Raw genomic sequence first — 19,336 nt, forward strand, 5'->3', positions numbered from 1 at the left:
CCACTCGCACAATGACTGAATGGACTTTGGGCGCGGTTCTCGACGCCATCGCCGACGTGGTGCCCGACCGCCTGATGACGGTGTGCGGGGACCGCAAGAGCACGTTCGCCGAATCCGCGCGCCGCACCAACCGATTGGCAAACTACCTCGAGGGCAAGGGTTTCGGCGTCTACGCGGCGCGTGACGAACTGCAGCGCTGGGAGTGCGGCCAGGACCGCATCGCACTGATCATGTACAACGACCTGTACCCCGACATGGTGATCGGATGCCTCAAGGCGCGCACCGTCCCGGTCAACGTGAACCACCACTACTCGCCCCGGGAAATCCGCGACCTGCTCGACTACATCCGCCCGCGGGCCATCATCTACCATCGCTCACTCGGCGCCCGGTTCGCCGACGTGCTGCCCCCGACCGGCACCGAGTTGCTGATCTCCATCGACGACGGCAGCACGGTTCCCCAACTACCGAAAGCCATCTCGCTCGACGATGCCCTGGCCGTCGCCGGCGCCGAGCGCGAAGACGCGGGGTCACCGGATGACCTCATCATGATGTGCACCGGCGGGACGACGGGACGACCGAAGGGTGTGCTGTGGCGGCAGAGCGACATGTACGTGTCGTCAATGGTGGGCGCCGACCACGCCAGCGTCACCGAGATCCACGCCAAGGTCGCCGGGGGAGGGCAGCCGTGGTTCGCCGTTTCTCCGCTCATGCACGCCGCCGGCATGTGGACCGCCTTCGCCGCGCTCTGCGCCGGCCTGCCCGTGGTCCTCTACGACGACCGCAACAAGCTGGACGTACGGTCGGTGTGGGAAACCGCCGAGCGCGAGAAGGTGGGCATGATGACCATGGTGGGCGACGCCTACGCCGGGCCGCTGATCGCCGAGCTGCGCGCGCGCTCCTACGACCTGTCTTCGCTGAACGCGATCGGTACTGGAGGCGCCGCGACGAACGCGAAACACAAACGCGCACTGATGGAATGCCTGCCGCACATCACCATCATCGAGGGCTACGGATCGTCCGAGAGCGGCAACATGGCGTTCGGGCACAGCCGGGAAGGGAACGCCAGCGAAACCTTCCAGCCCAGGGAGGGGGCGACCGTGGTGTCGGCCGACCGGAGCCGGTTCCTGCGGCCCGGTGAGCAGGAGGTCGGCTGGGCCGCCCGGACGGGCCGGATTCCGCTCGGCTACTTCGGCGACGCCGAGGCCACCCAACGAACCTTTCCAGAGATCGCGGGACAGCGGGTGGTGATCCCCGGCGACCGGGCATCCCTCGAACCCGACGGCACCATTCGCCTGCTGGGCCGCGATTCGCTGGTCGTGAACACCGGTGGCGAAAAGGTATTCGTCGAAGAAGTCGAGGAGGTGCTGCGAGCCCAGCCGGGCGTCGTCGATGCCCTTGTCGTAGGGCGTCCGAGCGAGCGGTGGGGACAGGAGGTCGTCGCGCTCGTCGCGACGCACGCCGATGCCCACCTCACCCAGGACGCGCTCTACGGCGCGTGCACCGCGCAGCTGGCGCATTTCAAGGCGCCCAAGGCCTTCATCTTCGTTGAGCAGATCGAACGCCTCGGGAACGGCAAGCCCAATTACCGCTGGGCCAGAGAGCAAGCCACTCAACACGTTCCGGTGATCGCGCTGGTCCCGTCCGACCCCGAAGGAAGTCATGAACACCAAAGCGATTGACTGCCTGGTGAACGTCCACTTCGGGGAAGCCGAATCTCAGCCGACGTGGATGCTCAAGGTCAGGGACGATTACTTCAAGGGCCCCAAGTCGATGTTCGCCCCGGTCGACCTCTCCGAATTGCTCGCCGAGATGGACGAACAGGGCGTGCAGAAGGCGATCCTGATGGACTCGCTTGCCAACCCGTCCACGACCGCGCGTAAATTCGTCGAAGCCAGGCCGGACCGGTTCGCGCTGGCGATGGGCGGGGTCAACTTGCTGCGGCCGGTGCGGTCGCTGCGCGAACTGACCGCCATCTCAGGCGAGTTGCCCGTCGCGTATGCCGTAGTCGGGCCGAGCTTTTGGGGCGACGGTCAGTATCCGCCCAGCGACGCCGTGTACTACCCGCTCTACGCCAAGTGCGCGGAACTGGACCTTCCGCTCTGCATCAACACCGGTATCCCGGGACCACCGATCCCCGGGGAGGTTCAGCACCCGATGCATCTGGACCGGGTGTGCGTGCGATTTCCCGAGCTGCGGCTGTGCATGATTCACGGCGCCGACCCGTGGTGGGATGTCGCGATCCGGTTGCTGTTGAAGTACGCCAACCTGCGCATCATGACCTCGGCGTGGTCGCCCAAGCGGCTGCCCGAGAGCCTGCTGCACTACATGCGCACGCGCGGGCCCAACAAGGTGATCTACGCATCGGACTGGCCGGTGTTGCCCATGCGCCGGGTCATACCCGAGGCCCGTGCCCTTGACCTGCCCGCCGAGGTGCTGGACAACTACCTTTACAACAACGCGCGAGACTTCTTCTTCGGGAAGGACGAGTAACGATGGACCGCTTCGAACTCCGCCGGCTGGACTACAGCCTGTCCGACGATCATGTGGCCCTGCGGGAAGCCTACAAGCAGTTCTTCAAGACCCACTGCTCGATCGAAACCGTCCGGGCCGCAGAGCCGTCCGGCTTCGACAAGAACCTCTGGGAGAGGTTGTGCGGGATGGGCGCGACCACGATGGCATTGCCGGAGTCGTGCGGCGGCGACGGCGCCACCTTGGTCGATCTCACCTTGGTGGCCGAAGAGCTCGGCCGGTCCCTGGCACCGGTTCCGTGGATCGACCACGTGTGCACCGCTCGGCTGCTGGGGCGGCTCGGCGCGCTAGGTGCCGGCGCCGCCGGCGTGGCCGATGGCGAACAGCTGGCCGCGCTCGACCCGCGCCTCGACGCCGGACGCGGTCCGCGCTTGATTCCCTCTGGCTCGATCGCCGACCACATCATCGTCCGCGACGGCGACGAAGTCGTGCGGCTGACCTTCGCCACCCGCCCCGCGAAGGTCGACAACATCGGCCGGCTGCCGATGGCATGGGTGGACCCGGCCGCGGCCGACACCCGTACGGTCGTCGCCGAAGGACCCGATGCGCTGGCGACGTATCGGCTGGCGCTGGACGAATGGCGGCTGCTCACCGCGGCGGCGCTCGTCGGGCTGGTGGAGGAGACCATGACGATCGCGGCCGAGTTCGCCAAGACCCGCTACACGCTGGGCGTGCCCATCTCCACGCTGCAAGCGATCTCGCACCCCCTCGCGAACATGGCTATCACCGTCCAGGGTGGACGGAACCTGGCTCGACGCGCCGCCTGGTTCTTGGACAACGAACCCGACGAGCGGCCCGAATTGGCGCCCTCCGCTTTCGTCTTCATGGCCGAGGAGGCCGCCAAGGCGGCGACCATGGCGGTTCACATCCAGGGCGGACTCGGGGTTTCGTCCGAAGCCGCCGCGACGGCGTATCTGGTGCGCGCCCGGGGATGGCCACTGGCCGGTGGTGATCCGGGCGTCACGGCGCAACGGGTCGCCGAGATCGTGACCGCCCGCGAGGGCGCGGCGCAGCCGGCCTAGGAAGGGGCGACATCATGGATTTCTCCCGCGTCGAGCTGTCGGACGAGGACAAGGCATTCCGCGACGAAGCGCGCAATTTCCTGGATACGCATATGACCGAGGAAATCAGGCGCCGGGACCGCGAAACGGGCGACAATTTCGACGAGGGTCTGCACCTGAAGTTCGGCGCGGCAGGCTATCTGGAAGCCGAGTGGAAACCGGAATCCGAAGGAGGTTTCACCCGGGTGCGGCGGCGCACCTGGGACCTGGAGAAGCGGCGTGCACACGTGCCCTGGGTGACCTGGGGGACGACCGCCATGGTGGCCCGTTCGGTGAACAAATTCGGGTCGCCACAACTGCGCGACGAGGTGTTACCGAAAGTCTTCAGCGGCGAGGTCCGGTTGTGCCTCGGCTACACCGAGCCCGAGGGCGGCTCCGATATCGCCACCTGTAAGACCCGCGCCGTGCGCGAGTCGGATGGATCGAGCTGGGTCATCAACGGCTCCAAGATGTTCACGACCGGTGCCCACAACTGTCAGTACGTCTTCCTGATCACCAACACCGCCCCGGACTCGCCAAAGCACAAGAGCCTGACAATGTTTCTGGTGCCACTGGATTCACCGGGCATCGAAATCCAGGGAATCCGCACGGTGGATGGCGATCGGACCAACATCGTCTACTACAGCGACGTGCGGGTAGACGACAAGTATCGGCTGGGCGAGGTGAACGGTGGCTGGACCGTGCTGCGCGAGCCGCTCAACGTCGAGCACGGCGCCGTCGCCGCCGCCCCCGACGGACTGCAGGACACCTCAATCATGATGCACCAGGCGGGTTTTCTGTCCCAGGCGGTGGACAAGGCCGTGGCGAGGGTGACGCGGCCCGACGGCGACGGGCGCCGGCTCATCGACGACAAATCGGTCGCATACCGGCTGGGCCGCTGCGTCGCCCGACTGGAGACGGCACTGGCCACCCCGAGCATCTTCGGCCGGGTCGCCATCGCGCAAACAATGCGTGACATCTCTCCGGAACTGATGGACATCCTCGGGACCGCCTCCACGCTGCCATACGGAACCGAAGCGGCCGCCGACGACGGCAGCGCCGAATACGCCTACCGATTCGCCCCGTTGGTGGGAATCTATGGCGGCACGCTGGAGGTGTTCCGCAACATGATCGCCCAATACATGCTCGGTCTCGGCAAGCCGGCTTACGCGGCGCCGGTCAAGAAGGTGTCCTGAGCCTGCCGTCGCGACCGACTCCTGCGAGCGAAACCTGAGCGGCCCGTCAGCCGTGCCCGTAGATGATCCGCAACATCTTGAGGTTGATACGGATGAAACGCCCCAACTGGACGAAGACGTTCTGACGCATCCGCAGCGTCGCGGGGGTGGGCAGCGGCGCGTCGGCAATGCGCTCGGCTGTCAGCGCATTCACGTCCGAATAGTTCGTTTCGTCGTCCATCGGAGTGCCTTTCACTCAGGGATCAACCACCAGAATGGGCGGGCTTTCGCCTTATAGATGAAGAGGTAATGCAACAGCAACTTGATCCAGTGGCCGGCCAAGCCGAGCTCTCCGGAGGTGCCGGCGATGTCACGACCCGTTTGGGGATACTTCACCGGGTCGGGGACAACTGGGAACATCGTCATCGCGGCCGCCGAGCCCTCACGCAATCCGGTGCCCGCCGACGCGACGCACGCGGCGCCCATGCTCGACATCGAGGCGCGGTGCGCAACACTGGTCGTTCCCTTGGTGATTCGATCGCGGATGGTCTCGGCGACCGTCTTTGCCATGATGCCCGACGGCATGCCGGTGCGCGGCGGACTGGGCGTGATGACCGTCCCGTTTGGACTCGTGCGCGGCCGAGAGATGGGATGCGGGGGCGCGAACGCGATGCCCGGCGCGAAGATGTTCGGGTAGGCAGGGGACTCGTAGGTGTGCGGCCAATCCTCGGCAGACCACTCGTCATAGGGCTTGCCCGAGTAGTCTGCGTCGACCTTCAGGAAACCTGACGGCGCGAACAGAACGGAGCTGATGTCGTTGCCGCGCTTGTCGTATGCCGCGAGGTCGGCTCCCTTGAACGGGGGTAGCAGCATGGCGAAGTCGAAGTCCAATTCGTGCTCTTTGCCGTCGAGTTGCTCGTAGCGCAGCTTGCCGTCCATCACCTCATGGACGGCCGCTTGCGTGATGGCCCTGACGCCGCGCTCGCGGAACAGCGACTCGGTCCACATCCGGCTGGACTGCAGGAAGCCCTTCTCGACGAAACTCATGCCACCGACGCCGAAGTCGCCCAGTTCGTACTCGTTGGTGAGGTAGACGATTTCGGCGAGGTCTCGCACGCCGGCGGCTCGCAGCGTGTGCTCAACGTTGAAGGCGTACTCGAACGCCGCACCCTCGCAGGTGCAGGTGCCGTGTCCGACGCCGATGACGATGCGCTGCCTCTCGCCGGCCTTCATTCTGGCGATGACCCGGTCGAGCGCTTGCGCCGCTTCGACTGCGTGGGCCGCGGTGCACACCGAGTATGAGTGGCCGGCAGGCCCGAGCCCCGGAGTGGCCGCGAAGTTCAGTCGCGGTCCGGTTGCATTGATGAGGTAGTCGTACGTAATGGTGCCGGTCTGGCCGTCGTGCGCCTCATCGGTGTAGGTGAAGTCCACCGATGGTGCCGACTCGTCTTCGGTGCCCTCCGGATGGATTGCCGTGGCGAGCGCTTGATGAAACGCAATGCCCTTGCGCCGGTAGATCGGCCTGAGCGGAATGAGTACCTTGGCTGGATCCATCCGGCCCACGCCGACCCAGATGTTCGACGGGATCCAGTTCCAGTCGGCGTTGGGAGAAATCACGACGACCTCGTGATTACGGCCCAGCCATCGGCGCAGATGCAGAGCGGCGGTATGCCCGGCGATGCCAGCGCCGAGGATGACGACTCGTGCCATTGATGCTCCTCTGTTCCACACGTCGGCATCACCGCGCGGCGTTACTACCGCATCTGGGAAGGCCGGGCGCTCAAAGGCCAGATTGCGCGCCGCGATGGCGCGTTTCTAGGGCCGATGGACTCTATTGGCCGAGGTACAAGCGCACCGAAGGAAAAATCGGCCGGACCGCGGGAATACCCCTACCCGTATAGGTATTGTACATGTCATGACGGAACACACTCACTACCAGCAGGTGCTGGACGACCTCAACCCACAGCACCGCGCCCTGCGCAAGATGATCCCGGATGTGTACCGGGGTTTTGCCGAGATGAGCAATGGCGCACTGACCTCGGGCGCCTTGGACAAAAAGTTCAAGGAGCTGATCGCGATGGCGATCGGGGTCGTCGCCGGATGTGACGGCTGCATCGCCTCGCACGCCCAGGGAGCAGCTCGTGCCGGAGCATCCAAGGAAGAGGCCGCCGAGGCGATCGGCGTCAGCATCCTCATGCACGGCGGGCCCGCCACAATCTACGGTGCTCGTGCCTACACCGCTTTCTGCGAGTTCGCCGACAAGGCCTCCGATGCCGGCCCGGGACCGCAGCAGTGATTACGCAAGCAGGAGTGGAGCCCGCCGCACCTTTCAGCCCGGAACCGGTCGTAACCCCCGCAACCCGAAAGGAACAACGATGACCGTCAAAACACTGACCCTCGCCGATTTCGAGTCGACGATACTTGCGAGTCCGATTGTCCTAGTCGACTTCTGGGCCCCTTGGTGTGGGCCATGTCGGGCTTTCGCACCTGTCTTCGAAGGCTCCGCGCAAAACCATCCGGACATCGTGTACGCCAAGGTGGACACCGATGCCGAGCGCGAACTGGCCGCCACCGTGGGCATCCGCTCAGTTCCGACCATCATGGCATTTCGCAAGGGCGTCCTCATTTACAGCCAGCCGGGAGCGATGTCACCAGCGGTGCTGGACGACCTGATCGACAAGATCAAGGGTCTCGACATGGACGGGGTCCGCGCCAAGATTGCCGAGCGCAAAGCTGCCGTGAAGGCATAGTGGCGCGGCCACTTCCCCTGAGTTATTGGTGAGCAATCATGTGTTACCCCGTGCGCTGTCGCCACTGCGGAAAGATCACCTGGGCGGGCTGTGGCGAGCATGCCGAAAGCGTGATGAGACGAGTGCCGACCGACCAACGATGCACCTGCAGCCATAGCGTCGCCAGATAGCGCACTCGTGTTCAGGTCGTCAGGATGGTGGCCGCGGCCGTGCCGGGTGCCCCGTAGAGCTGGGTGAAGCCGACCTTCGGATTGCCGGGGACCTGGCGGTCGCCGGCTTGGCCGCGGAGTTGGCGAATGATCTCGTGGATCTGGCGCAGGCCCGACGCCCCGATCGGCTCGCCGTTCGCGATGAGTCCGCCGTCGGTATTGACCGGCATCGACCCGCTGATTTCGGTTGCGCCGTCGGCCAATAGCTTCTCCTGCTCGCCGTCGGCGCAGAACCCGCATTCGGCCATATGGATAACCTCCGCGCCGGCGTCGGTGTCCTGCAGCTGGATGACGTCGACATCCTCCGGCGCCACGCCCGCCTTCTCGAACGCCGCGCGCGACGCGTACACGGTCGGCGAGACGTTCTCATCGACCGGAGCGAAGGTGGTGTTCACCTCGTACGCACCGTATCGGCGGGTGCGCACTTCCACGGCGCGCAAGTACACCGGCCTGGAGGTGTAGCGGTGCGCGATATCGGCTCTGCACATCACCACGGCCGCGGCCCCCTCGTCGGGTGCACAGAACATGTACTGCGTGAGTGGGTAGTTCAGCATCGCGGAGTTGAGGATGTCGTCTTCGGCGATCGGCTTGCGGCGAAATGCATTAGGGTTCAAAGCCCCATTGCGAAAGTTCTTCGCGGCCACCTTAGCCAGTGTCTGCTGCGAGATGCCGTGATCGTGCAAATAGCGGTTGGCCTTCATGCCGAAGAACTTTGTCGTCAGGTACTGGCCGTTCTCGGCGTACCACCGCGGCATCCCCACCAGGGCCGGGTCCTCGGTGAAGGCACCGCGCAGGTGCTTGTCCAGACCGATGGCGATCCCGATGTCGTAGTCGCCCAGCCGGATGCCGTCGGCGCACGCCTTGGTGGCGCTGGCGGCGGTCGCGCACGCGTTGAACACATTGGTGAACGGGATGCCCGATAGTCCGACCATGGCGACGATCGCGTCGGGATTGGCCACGGTCCAGCTGCCCCCCGTGGCGGCTTGGATGTCCTTCCACTCGATGCTCGCGTCGGCGACCGCGAGATGGATGGCGTCAGCGGCCATCTCCATCGCGGACTTGCCCTCGAAGCGACCGAACGGGTGCAGGCCGACACCGATGATCGCGACGTCATTCACGCAATGGCTCCCGAGTCCTTCAGCTCCTCGATGCGGTCCCAGTCCATGCCCAGTTCCATCAGCACGATCTCGGTGTGCTCGGAGGCCTGGGGCGCCCGCGTGGTGACCAACGGCTCGTGGTTGAACTGCACGGGGCCGCGCACGACGCGGAAAGGCCTACCGCCGCTGGCGAGTTCGACCTCGCTGACCATGTCGTTGGCAAGGGCCTGCTCGTCGTCCACCAGGTCGAGCAGGCTCTGGAACGGCGCCCACTGACCCTTCATTGTCTTCAGGTGCTGCCGCCAGTATTCGAATGGCTTGCCGGCGAAGGCCTTTGCGATCAGTTCGGCGGCCGCGTTGGCATTCTGGATCAGCGGGAGCACCTCGGAGAAGCGGGGATCGTCGGCCGCCTCTGGTATGCCGAGATGCTCGAAAGTATCGCGGATCAGGCCTGTCGGGCTGATGATGCACAGGTTGATGGTGCCGCCGTCGGAGGTTTCGTAGTTGCCCATAAAAGGATTGACCGACATCGCGGTCGCCGAGCCCGGCATCGGGGTGCGCATGACCTGTCCGGTCTCCATGCCCTGAGTCACGCTCGCTCCCGCCGCCCACCAGGCCGTGCTCAGCAACGACACGTCGAGTTCGAGCGCTTCGCCGGTGCGCTCGCGATGCAGCAGCGCCGCCGAGATGCCGCCGGCGATGAACATGCCGCCGATGGAATCGCCGAACGCGGGAATGCCTTGCCCCAGTGCGCCACCCAGCTCCTCGGGCGTCAGTGCGTACCCGATGCCGCTGCGCGTCCAGAACGCCGTCCCGTCATAGCCGCCCACGTTACGCTCGGCACCCTTGTCGCCGTACGCCGAACCGCGCGCGTAGACGATGTTCGGATTCACCGCGCGAATGTGTTCCACGTCGAACTTGTGCTTCTGCCGCTGAGCGGGCATGTAGTTGGTGAGGAACACGTCGGAGGTCTTGGCCAGTTCGTAGATCACTTCCTGACCGCCCGGCGTGGATACGTCGATCCCGACGCTGCGCTTGCCCCGGTTGGGATGCTCCATCAGAGGGTGCCGCTCCGGATCGAGTTGGATGCCACCCATGTTGATGAAGCCGCGTTGGGTGTCGCCGCGCAGCGGGTGTTCGACCTTGATGACGTCCGCACCCCAGTCGGCCAGAATGGCGCCCGCCGCCGGGACGAAGGTGAATTGCGCAAGTTCCAGGACCCGGAAGCCCGACATGACTTTTACCATTTCCGGACCCTACTTCGCCTTGAACGTCACGGGAAGCGCCGTCGGGGAACGGAAGGGCTGGCCGTGGATGTGTGGGTCGTCGTCGGTGAGGAGCCTGAAGTCGGACACCCGGTCCAGCAGGCATTCGACGGCGACGCGGGTTTCCAGCCGCGCCAAGTGCAGCCCCAGACACGTGTGCTCACCGGCGGCGAAGGAGATGTGCGGTTGGTGCTTGCGAAACATGTCGAACTCTTCCGAACGATCCCAGCGTCGTTCGTCGCGGTTCGCGGACCCGATGCACACGCCCACCACCGCACGTGCCGGAATCTCGACACCTTCCAGCTCGGTGTCCTCGGTGGTGAATCGCTGCACGGTGGTGAGCGGCGTCTCGAAGCGCAGCCCTTCCTCGATCGCCTGCGGCAAGAGTTCGCAATCGGCCTGCACCGCGGCGAACTGGTCCGGATGGGTGAGCAGCAGGTACAGCAGGTTGCCCGACGACCGGTACGTGGTTTCCAAGCCGGCCGGCAGCAGCAGCCGCAGGAAGGAGTAAATGGCTTCGTCGCTTAGCTTTTCGCCGTCGATCTCCGCGGTGACCAGATCGCCGATGATGTCCTCGGTGGGCTGGGATTTGCGCTGTTCGATCTGCTCAACGAAGTAATCCTTGAGCGCCGCCGACGCCTCGAACGCACCCTGGTAGTCGACGTGGTAGCTGATCAATTGCACGGCGCGCTTGCGGAACATCGGCAAGTCGTCGGCCGGCAGCCCCAGCAGCTGGGCGATGACGCGGGTGGGGAATTCGAAGGTGAAGTTCCGGACCAGGTCTGCTTCACCACTGGCGATGAATTCGTCGATCAGCACGTTGCAGATTGGCCGCACAACGGTGTTCTCCCAGCGGGCCAGCGCCTTGGACTTGAATGCCGCGGACACCAGGTTGCGATGATCGCGATGCTTCTTTCCCTCCATCGCCAGGATGGTCGGCCCCATGAAGAGGCCGATTGTCTTGTCGTATGGTGCGGAGCTGAACACTCGACCGTCCCGGAACACCGTGTTCACCGCATCGAAGGACACCGCGGAGTACTCGCGCTTGGGCATGAGCGACTCGGGCGTCTTGGAGTAGTCCATGACCGTCCCGCGGAACACCCCGGCTTCGCGGCGCTTTCGCGCGAAGAACGGGTAGGGATCACGCAGGCTGACGGCCCGCCCGTCGGCACCGGCGGCGTGAACGTTGGTCGTCACCTTGGCTCTCCAGCATCTTCTGCGTGAACGGCATGCCCTTGCGTAAGATCGTACTGTAATTCTTACAGTAGACAATATGGGCAGGCCCGCCGGTCAGCCGTTCACCGCCTGCTCGCGCGCCCACCGGTAGTCGGCCTTGCCAGACGGGCTGCGCTCGATTGCCGCGCGGAACACGATCGCCTTGGGAAGTTTGTAGCGGGCCAGCGATTGCCCGGCGTGGGCGACCAACTCCTCGGCGTCGGCGCGGGTACCTTCGGCCAGTGCGACGACGGCCACCACCTCCTGGCCCCACCGCTCACTGGGACGTCCGGCGACCACAACGTCGGCCACCGCGGGGTGCGACGCGATGGCGGTCTCGACCTCCTCGACGAAGATCTTTTCGCCGCCCGAGTTGATCGTCACGGAATCGCGGCCCAGCAGTTCGACGGTTCCATCGGCGCGGTGGCGGGCCCGGTCGCCCGGGATCGCATACCGGACGCCGTCGATGACGGGAAATGTCTTGGCGGTCTTGGCCGGATCGCCCTTGTAGCCGAGGGGAACGTACCCGCGCTGCGCGAGCCAGCCCATTCCGTCGTGGCCCGGTTCCAGGATCGAGGCCAAATCTTCGGCCGCCACGAACGTGTCCGGTCCCGCGTTGAAGGTGCCGGTCGACACCGCTCCCGACATCGACATGTGGTGCATCTGCGCGCCGGTTTCCGAGGATCCGACACCGTCGACGACGACGGCGTTCGGCAAAACTTCGATCAACTGTTGCTTGACGAACGGGGTGAGCAACGCGCCCCCGTTGGCGACCACGGCCAACGACGACACGTCCGCGATCCCTTTCTCGATGGCGGCGACCAGCGGGCGGGCCATCGCATCACCGACCACCGTCACCACGGTCACCCGCTCGCGCTCGATGGTGCGGACGACCTCTTCGGCGTCCAGACGGTCAACGACCGACGGGAAGACGACGGATTGTCCGGTCGTGATCGCCGTCATCACGCTCCACTGAGCCGCGCCGTGCATCAGCGGCGGCAGGATCATCAGCTTGGCGCCGGGGCCCGCGGCGACCCCCGCCGTGATCTCGTCGACGGATCCGAACGGCTCACCGGTCATCAGGTTGCGCCCGCCGAAGGACGTCATGAAGATGTCGTGCTGGCGCCACAGCACACCTTTCGGCATCCCCGTCGTGCCGCCCGTGTACAGGACGTACAGGTCGTCGGGCGAAGGCTGCACCGGTGGTGGCTCCGGTGTGGAAGACGCGATGATTCTCTCGTAATCGACCGCGCCGTAGATCAATTCGTTGCCGGAGTCATCGGCGATCTGGATCAGTACCCGCAGTTGGGGCAGGTCCGGCAAGATCTCGGCCACCCGCGGCGCGAACGCGGCGTGGTAGATCAGCGCGGTCGCCCCGGAATCCGCCAAGAGATACTGCAGCTCGCTCTTGACGTAGCGGAAGTTGACGTTGAACGGGGCGACTCGGGCCTGAAACGCTCCCAGCAACGCCTCGACGAATTCGTTGCCGTTGTAGGCGTAGATGCCGAGCAGGTCCTGGCCGGCCTCATGGCCGGGGAGCGCGGAGCGTTCGGTGTGGCACCCCAGCCCGCGTGAGCGCAGGTACGCGGCGAGGCGGTGTGACCGTTCGAGCACTTGTGCGTAGCTGTACCGCCGTCCGCCCTGGATTAGCAGCTCCCGGTCGGGAATCGCGGCCGCGACGGCCGTCGCGACGGCGGGGACCGTGAATTGTGTTGCTGGCTCAGACATTAGGCCTCTCAAGGCTGGTGGGGGAGCAGTCGGACCATCAGGCCGTTGGCTTCGGTGAGCAGCGTGCCATCAGCGGCCGTCATCGTAGCCGAGATGAATATCTTCCTGCCGTCGATATCGGTGATGCGACCGCGGGCGGTCAACGGCTCGTCGATCGGGGTGATGTTGCGGTAATCGACGTGCAGATAGGCCGTGCGGGTCGGCCGGATGTCCGCGGTGGACACGACCATGCCGAGCAGCCAGTCGTAAAAGAGCGGGATCATTCCGCCGTGCACGGCCCGGTTCCCGCCTATGTGTGAGGTGGTGAAATGACCAGCCATGCTCACACCGTCGGGGCCAAATTCGGTCACCATCCACGGCGGCATCAAAGGATGGGCCAACCCGGGCAGGCTCAGCACTCGGCCGGCTACCGACTCGGTCTCCGGAACCTGGTGGCCGTCCAGAAGAGCGCAAGCGTTCTCCAGGTGCACGGTCGCGGCTGCCCAAAGCGCGGGGTCCGGCTTGGTGGACACGGTCAGGTCCTGCAGGCGGCGCAGCGCAGCGACGAAGGGACCCAGTTCTTCGGGGGCGTCCTCGACGGGTGTGACGTCGGGGAATCCGCCGCGAACCCCGGGTGTGGTGTCGGTCATCGCTGCGCCCACACGTCGAGCAGCTCTTCGGTGGTGGTGATGGTCGCAAGCAGGGACAGCGTGTTGGCGATGATGGCCTCTCCATATTCGGTGGGTATGCCGGCGACCGCATCGCGGGGGACGATGACGCGGTAGGCGGCGTTGACGGCGTCCATGACGACGTTGGGGATGGCGATGTTCAGCGACACCCCGACGACAACGATGGTGGAGACCCCCAGGTTGCGCAGTATCGCGTCCAGGTCCGTGCCACCCATCGGCCCGACGCCGTGCCAGCGGCTCAGCACCAGATCGTCCGGCTCCGGGCCCAATTCGGGGAGCAGGGCCGCGCCGGAGGTGCCCGGGGTGATGTCGACCTGACCGTGCCCCATAGCGAAGATCTTGGCGTTGTGGTTGGAGCCGACCCCGTCGGGCCGCCGCTGCACCAAGCAGTGCACGACGCGTGCCCCGGCCGCCCGGCCCGCCGGCAACAGTCGCACGATATTAGGCAGGGCAACCCGTCGTGCTTCCTCGGCCAGCATCGCCAGTCCGGCGTTGGGGCCGATGACGGCGCCCTGGCATTCCTGCGTGACGATCGCGGTGTGCTCGGGCGCCGCGAGTTCGGCAAGTTTCGCTGTCATGCCGATGCGGACACTTCGGCCGGGACGTCATAGAACTGCTTCGCCCATTTCCGTAGTGCCATATACCCTTTCGCGTCGACCTTGGAAAGCGCCGGATTTTCCACGTACTTCTGGTAGCGCCAGATTTGCAGATCGTCGAAGACGGTGGACAGGAATTGCTGTTCGATCACATCGCGCAGCTTGCCCTGCGGTACGTCGGATGTTTCGCCGGGGACCCGTGGCCACCAGATCGAGTAGAAGAGGTCCGAACACTCGTCGTCGACCGGCGTGCAGGTGAAGATCAGCCGATGGTTCTGTGCTCCCTCGAAGACGCTGATCGCTCCGCCCAGGCCGAACAGGTGACTGTGGAACCGCAGCGCGAGATCGTCGGGGTTGTCGCTGCGCGCGTCTGGCCACCCCGCGACGAACTGCCACTCGTGGTCGACGATCTTCCAGTCCAGCACCCGCGGCGTCACCGTGGCGTGGTGTACGTATTCGAAATGTGCGCTGTCGGGGGCATTCTCCGCGACGATCTGCGGATGCACCGGCTCGCGTTCGGCGCGCCGAGAGAACTCCGGATACGCGCGGTAATACGCCGCCGGGTCGGTTTCGAATTGCGGAAATTTCCGGAAGATGTCCGGCATGTCCCACTGCGGCTCCTTGCCTTCCGGCTGGTGCCAGATGAACACGCAGTCGTACTGCTCGCGCACCGGGAACACCCGCAGACGGAGCGCGCGGTTGGGCCGGTCGGGTTGATAGGGGATGTACCGGTTGGTGCCGTCCGGGCCCCAACGCCAGCCATGGAAGGGGCATTCGACGCAGTCGCCGATCACCTTTCCGCCGTGGCCGATGTGCGCGCCGAGGTGTTTGCAGTGCGCTTCCAGGACGTGTAGCTCGCCGGACTCGTCGCGGTAGGCGACCAGATCCTCGCCGAAGTAGTGCAGCGGCCGCACCTCGCCAACCGGGAATTCGGGCGACCACCCGACCATGAACCAGCCGGTGACCTTCCAGGTGAATGGCACTTTCACGCCGAAGCCTCCGATTGCCTGATACTAAGTCCGTTACAGTATAGATTTCAGCAGTCCGAGCCTGTGCACGGCAAGGAGCGAAATGACGGAGGCTTCCCGAAGCTGTTCACCATCCAGGGCCCGGGCAGTCCCAGCGCCGCCACGAACTTCGTCGCCGCGCTAGAACAGCATGTGGAGTGGATCGGTGATTGCATCGCAGACCTGCGGGCCCGCGGAATCCGCTCCATCGAGGCGTTGGCCACCGCGCAGCAGGAGTGGATCGACTACGCCACTTCGCTCGTTGCGCCGACGGTACTGGTCCATCCATCGTGTAATTCGGGGTACAGCGGCGGAAACGTGCCGGGGAAGAAACGGATGTACATGGGCTACACCGGCGGAATCCCCGATACCGGCGCCGCTGCGACGAAATCGCGGCCGGCGGATACACCGGTTTCAAGCTGACGTAGGTGATTGAAATGTCGAAGGTAACGCAAGGCCTGGGTCTCGCCAGGGACGTGACCCGTGAACTTGGCATGTTGGTGCCCCGTACGGTGACCGGCTTGAACCAATCGACCCGCTGGGCTCCAGCGTCGCCACGCGGGCTCCGCCAATTCGGCGAGGTGATGCTGGACGAACTTGTCCTAAGCGGGTTTTCGTTGCTGGGCGGGACTCCCACGGGCATGCGGTCGCTCGACGGCTGCACCGCCGCTGCCGAAGAATTATCCGTCCTGGGCATCGATCGTGCGCACGCCGAGCCGAGGCCGTTGCGGGCAACCTCGGTGCGGCGGCGGCGCATCGGCAACCTTTCGTATGAACGGATGGCGTTCGAACATGACCCGGCTTTGCCGGAAACCCTTGCGGCCGAGGGGCTGGGCGGCCCGGCGCGAGCGGTGGTGCACCTGTGCCGGCACCGCGATGGCCCCCGGCCGTGGCTGATCTGGGTGCACGGCGCCGGTCAGGGGGGCACCGAAGACCTGCTGCTGAGTCGCATCGGCCGAATACACCAGCAACTCGGGTTCAACGTCGCACTGCCGGTGCAGCCCGGTCACGGCTGCCGACGCCGAGAGTGGCCCGCCTACCCCGACATGGACCCATTGGGCAACGTCGCCGGCATGATGCGCTCGGTGTCCGAGATTCGCGCGGTGGTGCGCTGGGCGCAGCCGCAGGCCAGTGCCGTTGTGATAGCCGGGATTTCGATGGGGACCCCGGTCGCCGCGCTGGTTTCCCACCTGGAGAGGCAGGTCGATGCGGTCGCGCTGTACACGCCGATCCTGGGACTCAACGGGATGATCGCCCGGCACTTGGGGCGCTGGGGGTCATCCCGCGACGGCTTCCGCGACCTGCTGGCGTCCCCGGAGGTGGCGAAGCTGACCTCGGTGATCGATCCGCTGCGGGTCGACCCGGCGCCGCCGCCGCATCGCCGGCTCATCGTCGGCGCCTGGCACGACCGGATGGCAATGCGCGATCCCGCGGTCGAGTTGCAGGAGCGCTGGGGCGGCCAACTGTACTGGTACGACGGCAGCCACGTCGGGCACATTTTCTCCCGGCGCGTGCAGCGGGTGACCGATCGATTCCTGAGCGAGGTCGCCGGCTGATGGCGGCCCCGCGCACCGCCCGCGAAGTCGTCGAGCTCTACAACCTCGTCGTCTGGAACGAGCACAACCTGAAGCTGGCCGAGGAGTTGTTCGCAGACACCGTGATCCGGCACGGGGTGGGTGAGGCGCATACCCTGACCCGCGACCAGGCGGTCGGCCGGGTCAAAGACGTCTGGGCGATGTTCGACAAGTTGCGGTTCGATCTGAACGTCGTCGCCGCCGGAGACGACGGCGAGCACGTCGCGATCGTTTACGACTCGTCGATGACCACCAAGGCCGGCGCCGAAAGCAACGTCGCCAGCATCGAGGTGTTCCGCGTCGTCGACGGGGAGATCACCGAAGTCTGGAATTGCGGCTATCAGCAAGGAGTTTGGAGTTGAGCGATCGCACGCTTGATGAATTGGGTTACTACCTGCTGGCGGGTGCCGGCGGGGAAGGCCCGGCAACGCTGGTCGACGAGGCCCGCCGCGGCGAGGAGCTGGGTCTCGGCACCGCTTTCATCTCCGAGCGCTGGAACGTCAAGGAGGCGTCGTCGCTGACGGGGGCCGCGTGCGCCGTGACGACCCGGATGCAGATCGCCACCGCCGCAACCAATCACAACACCCGACATCCGCTGATCACCGGATCGTGGGCCACCACCATGCACCGGCTCTCCGGCGGGCGCTTCACGCTGGGGATCGGCCGGGGCATCGCGGCGATCTACGGGGCGTTCGGCATACCGGCGGTCACGACCGCGCAGATGGAGGACTGGGCCCAGGTCATGCGGCGCCTGTGGCGCGGCGAGCTGATCTTCAACCACGACGGGCCGATGGGCAAATACCCGATCCTGTTCCTCGACCCCGACTTCAACGAGGACATCCGGTTGGCGCTGGTGGCTTTCGGGCCGAAGACGCTCGAACTCGGTGGGCGCGTGTTCGATGACGTCATCCTGCACACTTATTTCACCCCGGAGACGCTGCAGCGCTGCGCCAAGACGGTGAAGGCCGCAGCCGAAAAGGCCGGCCGCGACCCGGACAGCGTGCGGGTGTGGTCGTGCTTTGCGACCGTCGGTGACCACCTTCCCGAGGGGCTGCGGCTGAAGAAGACGGTCGCGCGCCTGGCCACCTATCTGCAGGGCTACGGCGACCTGATGGTGCGGACGAACAATTGGGATCCGGCTGTGCTGCAACGCTTCCGGGACGACCCGGTGGTGACGTCGATCGCCGGCGGGATCGACCACAAGGCCACGGCCGAGCAGATCGAGCACATCGCGACGTTGATCCCCGACGAGTGGCTGGAGCCGTCGGCCACCGGGTCTGCCCGGCAATGTGCGGATCGCGTCCGCAAGGAATTCGACTACGGGGCCGACGCCGTAATCATGCACGGCGCGACACCGGACGAACTCGAGCCCGTGATCGCGGCCTATCGGGGGAGCGCTTAGCCCGTTACGGCATGATGACGGTCCGGCTCACCGGTTCGGCGGCGGCCTGTCGGCTGGACAGTCCACGAAGCAGCGAACTGAGTAAGGCATCACGGGTTTCGCGGGGATCGATGAGTTCATCGAATCCCAGATGCTCGGCCGAGCGATAGGACGCCTGCAACTCGGCGTCGCGCAGCTTCGCGGTGATGTCCTCACCGGCATGCGTCGCCCGGCCCAGCGCCGCCGCGCTCATGGCGCCCATGGTGGCGCCCGGGTAGGCGAAGGTGGCGCTCTGGTGATCGAAACCCAAGAGCGACATGACCATCGAGCCAAATCCGTATGCCTTGCGCAATGTGACGTGCAACTTGACCGTGGTCGCCGCCGTCTGCGCGGCGAACATCCGCGCACCGGCGCGCAGCACGCCGCTGCGCTCGGACCGACTACCGGGCAGCATGCCGGGGTTATCGGCAAGGAACACGATGGGCAGGTGGAAAGAGTCGGCCACCATGATGAAATGTGCCGCCTTGTCCGCCGCGTCGGCGTCGATGGAGCCCGCGAGCACGTTCGGCTGATTCGCGACGACCGCGACCGGGTGGCCACCGAGATGGGCCAACGCGCAGATGATCGCCTTGCCGTACTGCGGCTGGACTTCGAACCAGTCGGGCCGGTCGAAGACCACGTCCAGCACGGCGCGCATGTCGTAGATGCGGCGGTTGTCGCGGGAGACGATGTCGAGCAGTTCGGGCGTCGCACGTGGCTCGCTGTCCCCGTCCGGCGGCAGCTGCGCCGGGTACGACCACGCGCTCGGCGGGAAATACGACAGGTACCGCCGGATATCGGCGATCACGGCTTCGTCGTCTTCGGCGACGTTGTGGATCACCCCGCTCGGCAAGGCGGTGCCGGGTCCGCCGAGGTTCTCCTTCGAGATCTCCTCTCCGGTGGACTCTTTGACGACCGGCGGTCCGGCGGTGAAGATGGCGCCGTGGGCGCTCATGATGCGGAAGTCGCAGACGGGGGCGACGAGGGCACCATGTCCGGCCGACGGGCCGAGCACGGCGGCAACTCCAAGCGCTACCGCATCGCCTGTCTCTTATACACATCT

18 protein-coding genes and 2 pseudogenes are annotated in these 19,336 nt (G+C 65.6%); 10 read left to right on the forward strand and 10 right to left on the reverse strand.

Translation table 11 applies throughout. The features are described 5' to 3' along the window. Positions 1–11: 11 nt before the first annotated feature. Genes A5781_RS09310 through A5781_RS09325 form a run of 4 tightly spaced genes read left to right on the forward strand, consistent with a single transcriptional unit; the run spans position 12 to position 4,765 of the window. Positions 12–1,679: an acyl-CoA synthetase gene (locus A5781_RS09310; RefSeq protein WP_067203976.1), complete on the forward strand. Its 1,668-nt coding sequence runs from the start codon at positions 12–14 to the stop codon at positions 1,677–1,679. Further along, entirely contained in the window at positions 1,660–2,490 is an 831-nt protein-coding gene (locus tag A5781_RS09315; protein ID WP_067203979.1) for an amidohydrolase family protein, read from the forward strand. Before A5781_RS09310 ends, A5781_RS09315 begins: the two co-directional genes overlap by 20 nt. Positions 2,491–2,492: 2 nt before the next feature. Next, a complete protein-coding gene (locus tag A5781_RS09320; RefSeq protein WP_067203982.1) occupies positions 2,493–3,551 on the forward strand; it encodes an acyl-CoA dehydrogenase family protein in 1,059 nt (352 codons plus the stop codon). A gap of 14 nt (positions 3,552–3,565) precedes the next feature. Beyond that, positions 3,566–4,765 (forward strand): acyl-CoA dehydrogenase family protein, encoded by a 1,200-nt coding sequence (locus A5781_RS09325; protein ID WP_067203983.1) that lies wholly within the window; start codon positions 3,566–3,568, stop codon positions 4,763–4,765. Positions 4,766–4,811: 46 nt separating this feature from the next. Here the strand turns inward: A5781_RS09325 and A5781_RS25540 are convergent, their stop codons facing one another. Both A5781_RS25540 and A5781_RS09330 read right to left on the reverse strand, forming a co-directional pair. After that, positions 4,812–4,985 carry a hypothetical protein gene (locus A5781_RS25540; protein ID WP_156622551.1) on the reverse strand — a complete coding sequence of 58 codons (174 nt, stop codon included), beginning with the start codon at positions 4,983–4,985 and terminating at the stop codon, positions 4,812–4,814. 11 nt (positions 4,986–4,996) lie between these two features. After that, a complete protein-coding gene (locus tag A5781_RS09330) occupies positions 4,997–6,454 on the reverse strand; it encodes an NAD(P)/FAD-dependent oxidoreductase (RefSeq protein WP_067203986.1) in 1,458 nt (485 codons plus the stop codon). Positions 6,455–6,659: 205 nt separating this feature from the next. On the opposite strand from A5781_RS09330, the gene A5781_RS09335 reads away from it, so the two are divergent. Together A5781_RS09335 and trxA are read left to right on the forward strand one after the other, a co-directional pair. Next, positions 6,660–7,040 carry a carboxymuconolactone decarboxylase family protein gene (locus A5781_RS09335; protein ID WP_067203987.1) on the forward strand — a complete coding sequence of 127 codons (381 nt, stop codon included), beginning with the start codon at positions 6,660–6,662 and terminating at the stop codon, positions 7,038–7,040. Between the two features lie 79 nt (positions 7,041–7,119). Next, a complete protein-coding gene (gene trxA, locus A5781_RS09340) occupies positions 7,120–7,494 on the forward strand; it encodes a thioredoxin (protein WP_067203989.1) in 375 nt (124 codons plus the stop codon). A 181-nt stretch (positions 7,495–7,675) separates the two neighbouring features. Here the strand turns inward: trxA and A5781_RS09345 are convergent, their stop codons facing one another. The 7 genes from A5781_RS09345 to A5781_RS09375 form a co-directional block, all read right to left on the reverse strand. Next, on the reverse strand, positions 7,676–8,821 hold the full coding sequence (locus A5781_RS09345; RefSeq protein WP_067203992.1) for a thiolase family protein: 1,146 nt from the start codon (positions 8,819–8,821) through the stop codon (positions 7,676–7,678). Continuing rightward, positions 8,818–10,035 (reverse strand): CaiB/BaiF CoA-transferase family protein, encoded by a 1,218-nt coding sequence (locus A5781_RS09350; protein ID WP_067203994.1) that lies wholly within the window; start codon positions 10,033–10,035, stop codon positions 8,818–8,820. Before A5781_RS09350 ends, A5781_RS09345 begins: the two co-directional genes overlap by 4 nt. A 21-nt stretch (positions 10,036–10,056) precedes the next feature. After that, on the reverse strand, positions 10,057–11,262 hold the full coding sequence (locus A5781_RS09355; RefSeq protein ID WP_067203996.1) for a cytochrome P450: 1,206 nt from the start codon (positions 11,260–11,262) through the stop codon (positions 10,057–10,059). Between the two features lie 93 nt (positions 11,263–11,355). Continuing rightward, complete coding sequence (locus tag A5781_RS09360) at positions 11,356–13,008, reverse strand: acyl-CoA synthetase (protein WP_067203998.1); 1,653 nt, start codon at positions 13,006–13,008, stop codon at positions 11,356–11,358. 8 nt (positions 13,009–13,016) lie between these two features. Next, positions 13,017–13,637, reverse strand: coding sequence for a PaaI family thioesterase (locus tag A5781_RS09365; RefSeq protein ID WP_067204000.1), 621 nt, complete (start codon positions 13,635–13,637; stop codon positions 13,017–13,019). After that, positions 13,634–14,254, reverse strand: coding sequence for a cysteine hydrolase (locus tag A5781_RS09370; RefSeq protein WP_067204002.1), 621 nt, complete (start codon positions 14,252–14,254; stop codon positions 13,634–13,636). The genes A5781_RS09365 and A5781_RS09370 overlap by 4 nt, the downstream gene beginning before the upstream one ends. Beyond that, on the reverse strand, positions 14,251–15,261 hold the full coding sequence (locus A5781_RS09375; protein WP_067204005.1) for a Rieske 2Fe-2S domain-containing protein: 1,011 nt from the start codon (positions 15,259–15,261) through the stop codon (positions 14,251–14,253). Before A5781_RS09375 ends, A5781_RS09370 begins: the two co-directional genes overlap by 4 nt. A 90-nt stretch (positions 15,262–15,351) precedes the next feature. On the opposite strand from A5781_RS09375, the pseudogene A5781_RS09380 reads away from it, so the two are divergent. The 4 genes and pseudogenes from A5781_RS09380 to A5781_RS09395 form a co-directional block, all read left to right on the forward strand. Beyond that, positions 15,352–15,707, forward strand: a pseudogene (locus A5781_RS09380) (cyclohexanone monooxygenase); the annotation flags it as partial. A gap of 9 nt (positions 15,708–15,716) precedes the next feature. Then, positions 15,717–16,835 carry a PHB depolymerase family esterase gene (locus A5781_RS09385; RefSeq protein WP_067204007.1) on the forward strand — a complete coding sequence of 373 codons (1,119 nt, stop codon included), beginning with the start codon at positions 15,717–15,719 and terminating at the stop codon, positions 16,833–16,835. Next, positions 16,835–17,215: a nuclear transport factor 2 family protein gene (locus A5781_RS09390; protein WP_067204010.1), complete on the forward strand. Its 381-nt coding sequence runs from the start codon at positions 16,835–16,837 to the stop codon at positions 17,213–17,215. Before A5781_RS09385 ends, A5781_RS09390 begins: the two co-directional genes overlap by 1 nt. Next, a complete protein-coding gene (locus A5781_RS09395; protein ID WP_067204011.1) occupies positions 17,212–18,255 on the forward strand; it encodes a TIGR03857 family LLM class F420-dependent oxidoreductase in 1,044 nt (347 codons plus the stop codon). Before A5781_RS09390 ends, A5781_RS09395 begins: the two co-directional genes overlap by 4 nt. Before the next feature lie 4 nt (positions 18,256–18,259). On the opposite strand, the pseudogene A5781_RS09400 reads toward A5781_RS09395, so the two are convergent. Continuing rightward, positions 18,260–19,297: pseudogene (locus A5781_RS09400) on the reverse strand (carboxyl transferase domain-containing protein); the annotation flags it as partial. Positions 19,298–19,336: the final 39 nt, after the last annotated feature.

The organism is Mycobacterium sp. 852002-30065_SCH5024008 (assembly GCF_001665645.1).
GTDB classification, from domain to species: domain Bacteria; phylum Actinomycetota; class Actinomycetes; order Mycobacteriales; family Mycobacteriaceae; genus Mycobacterium; species Mycobacterium paraffinicum.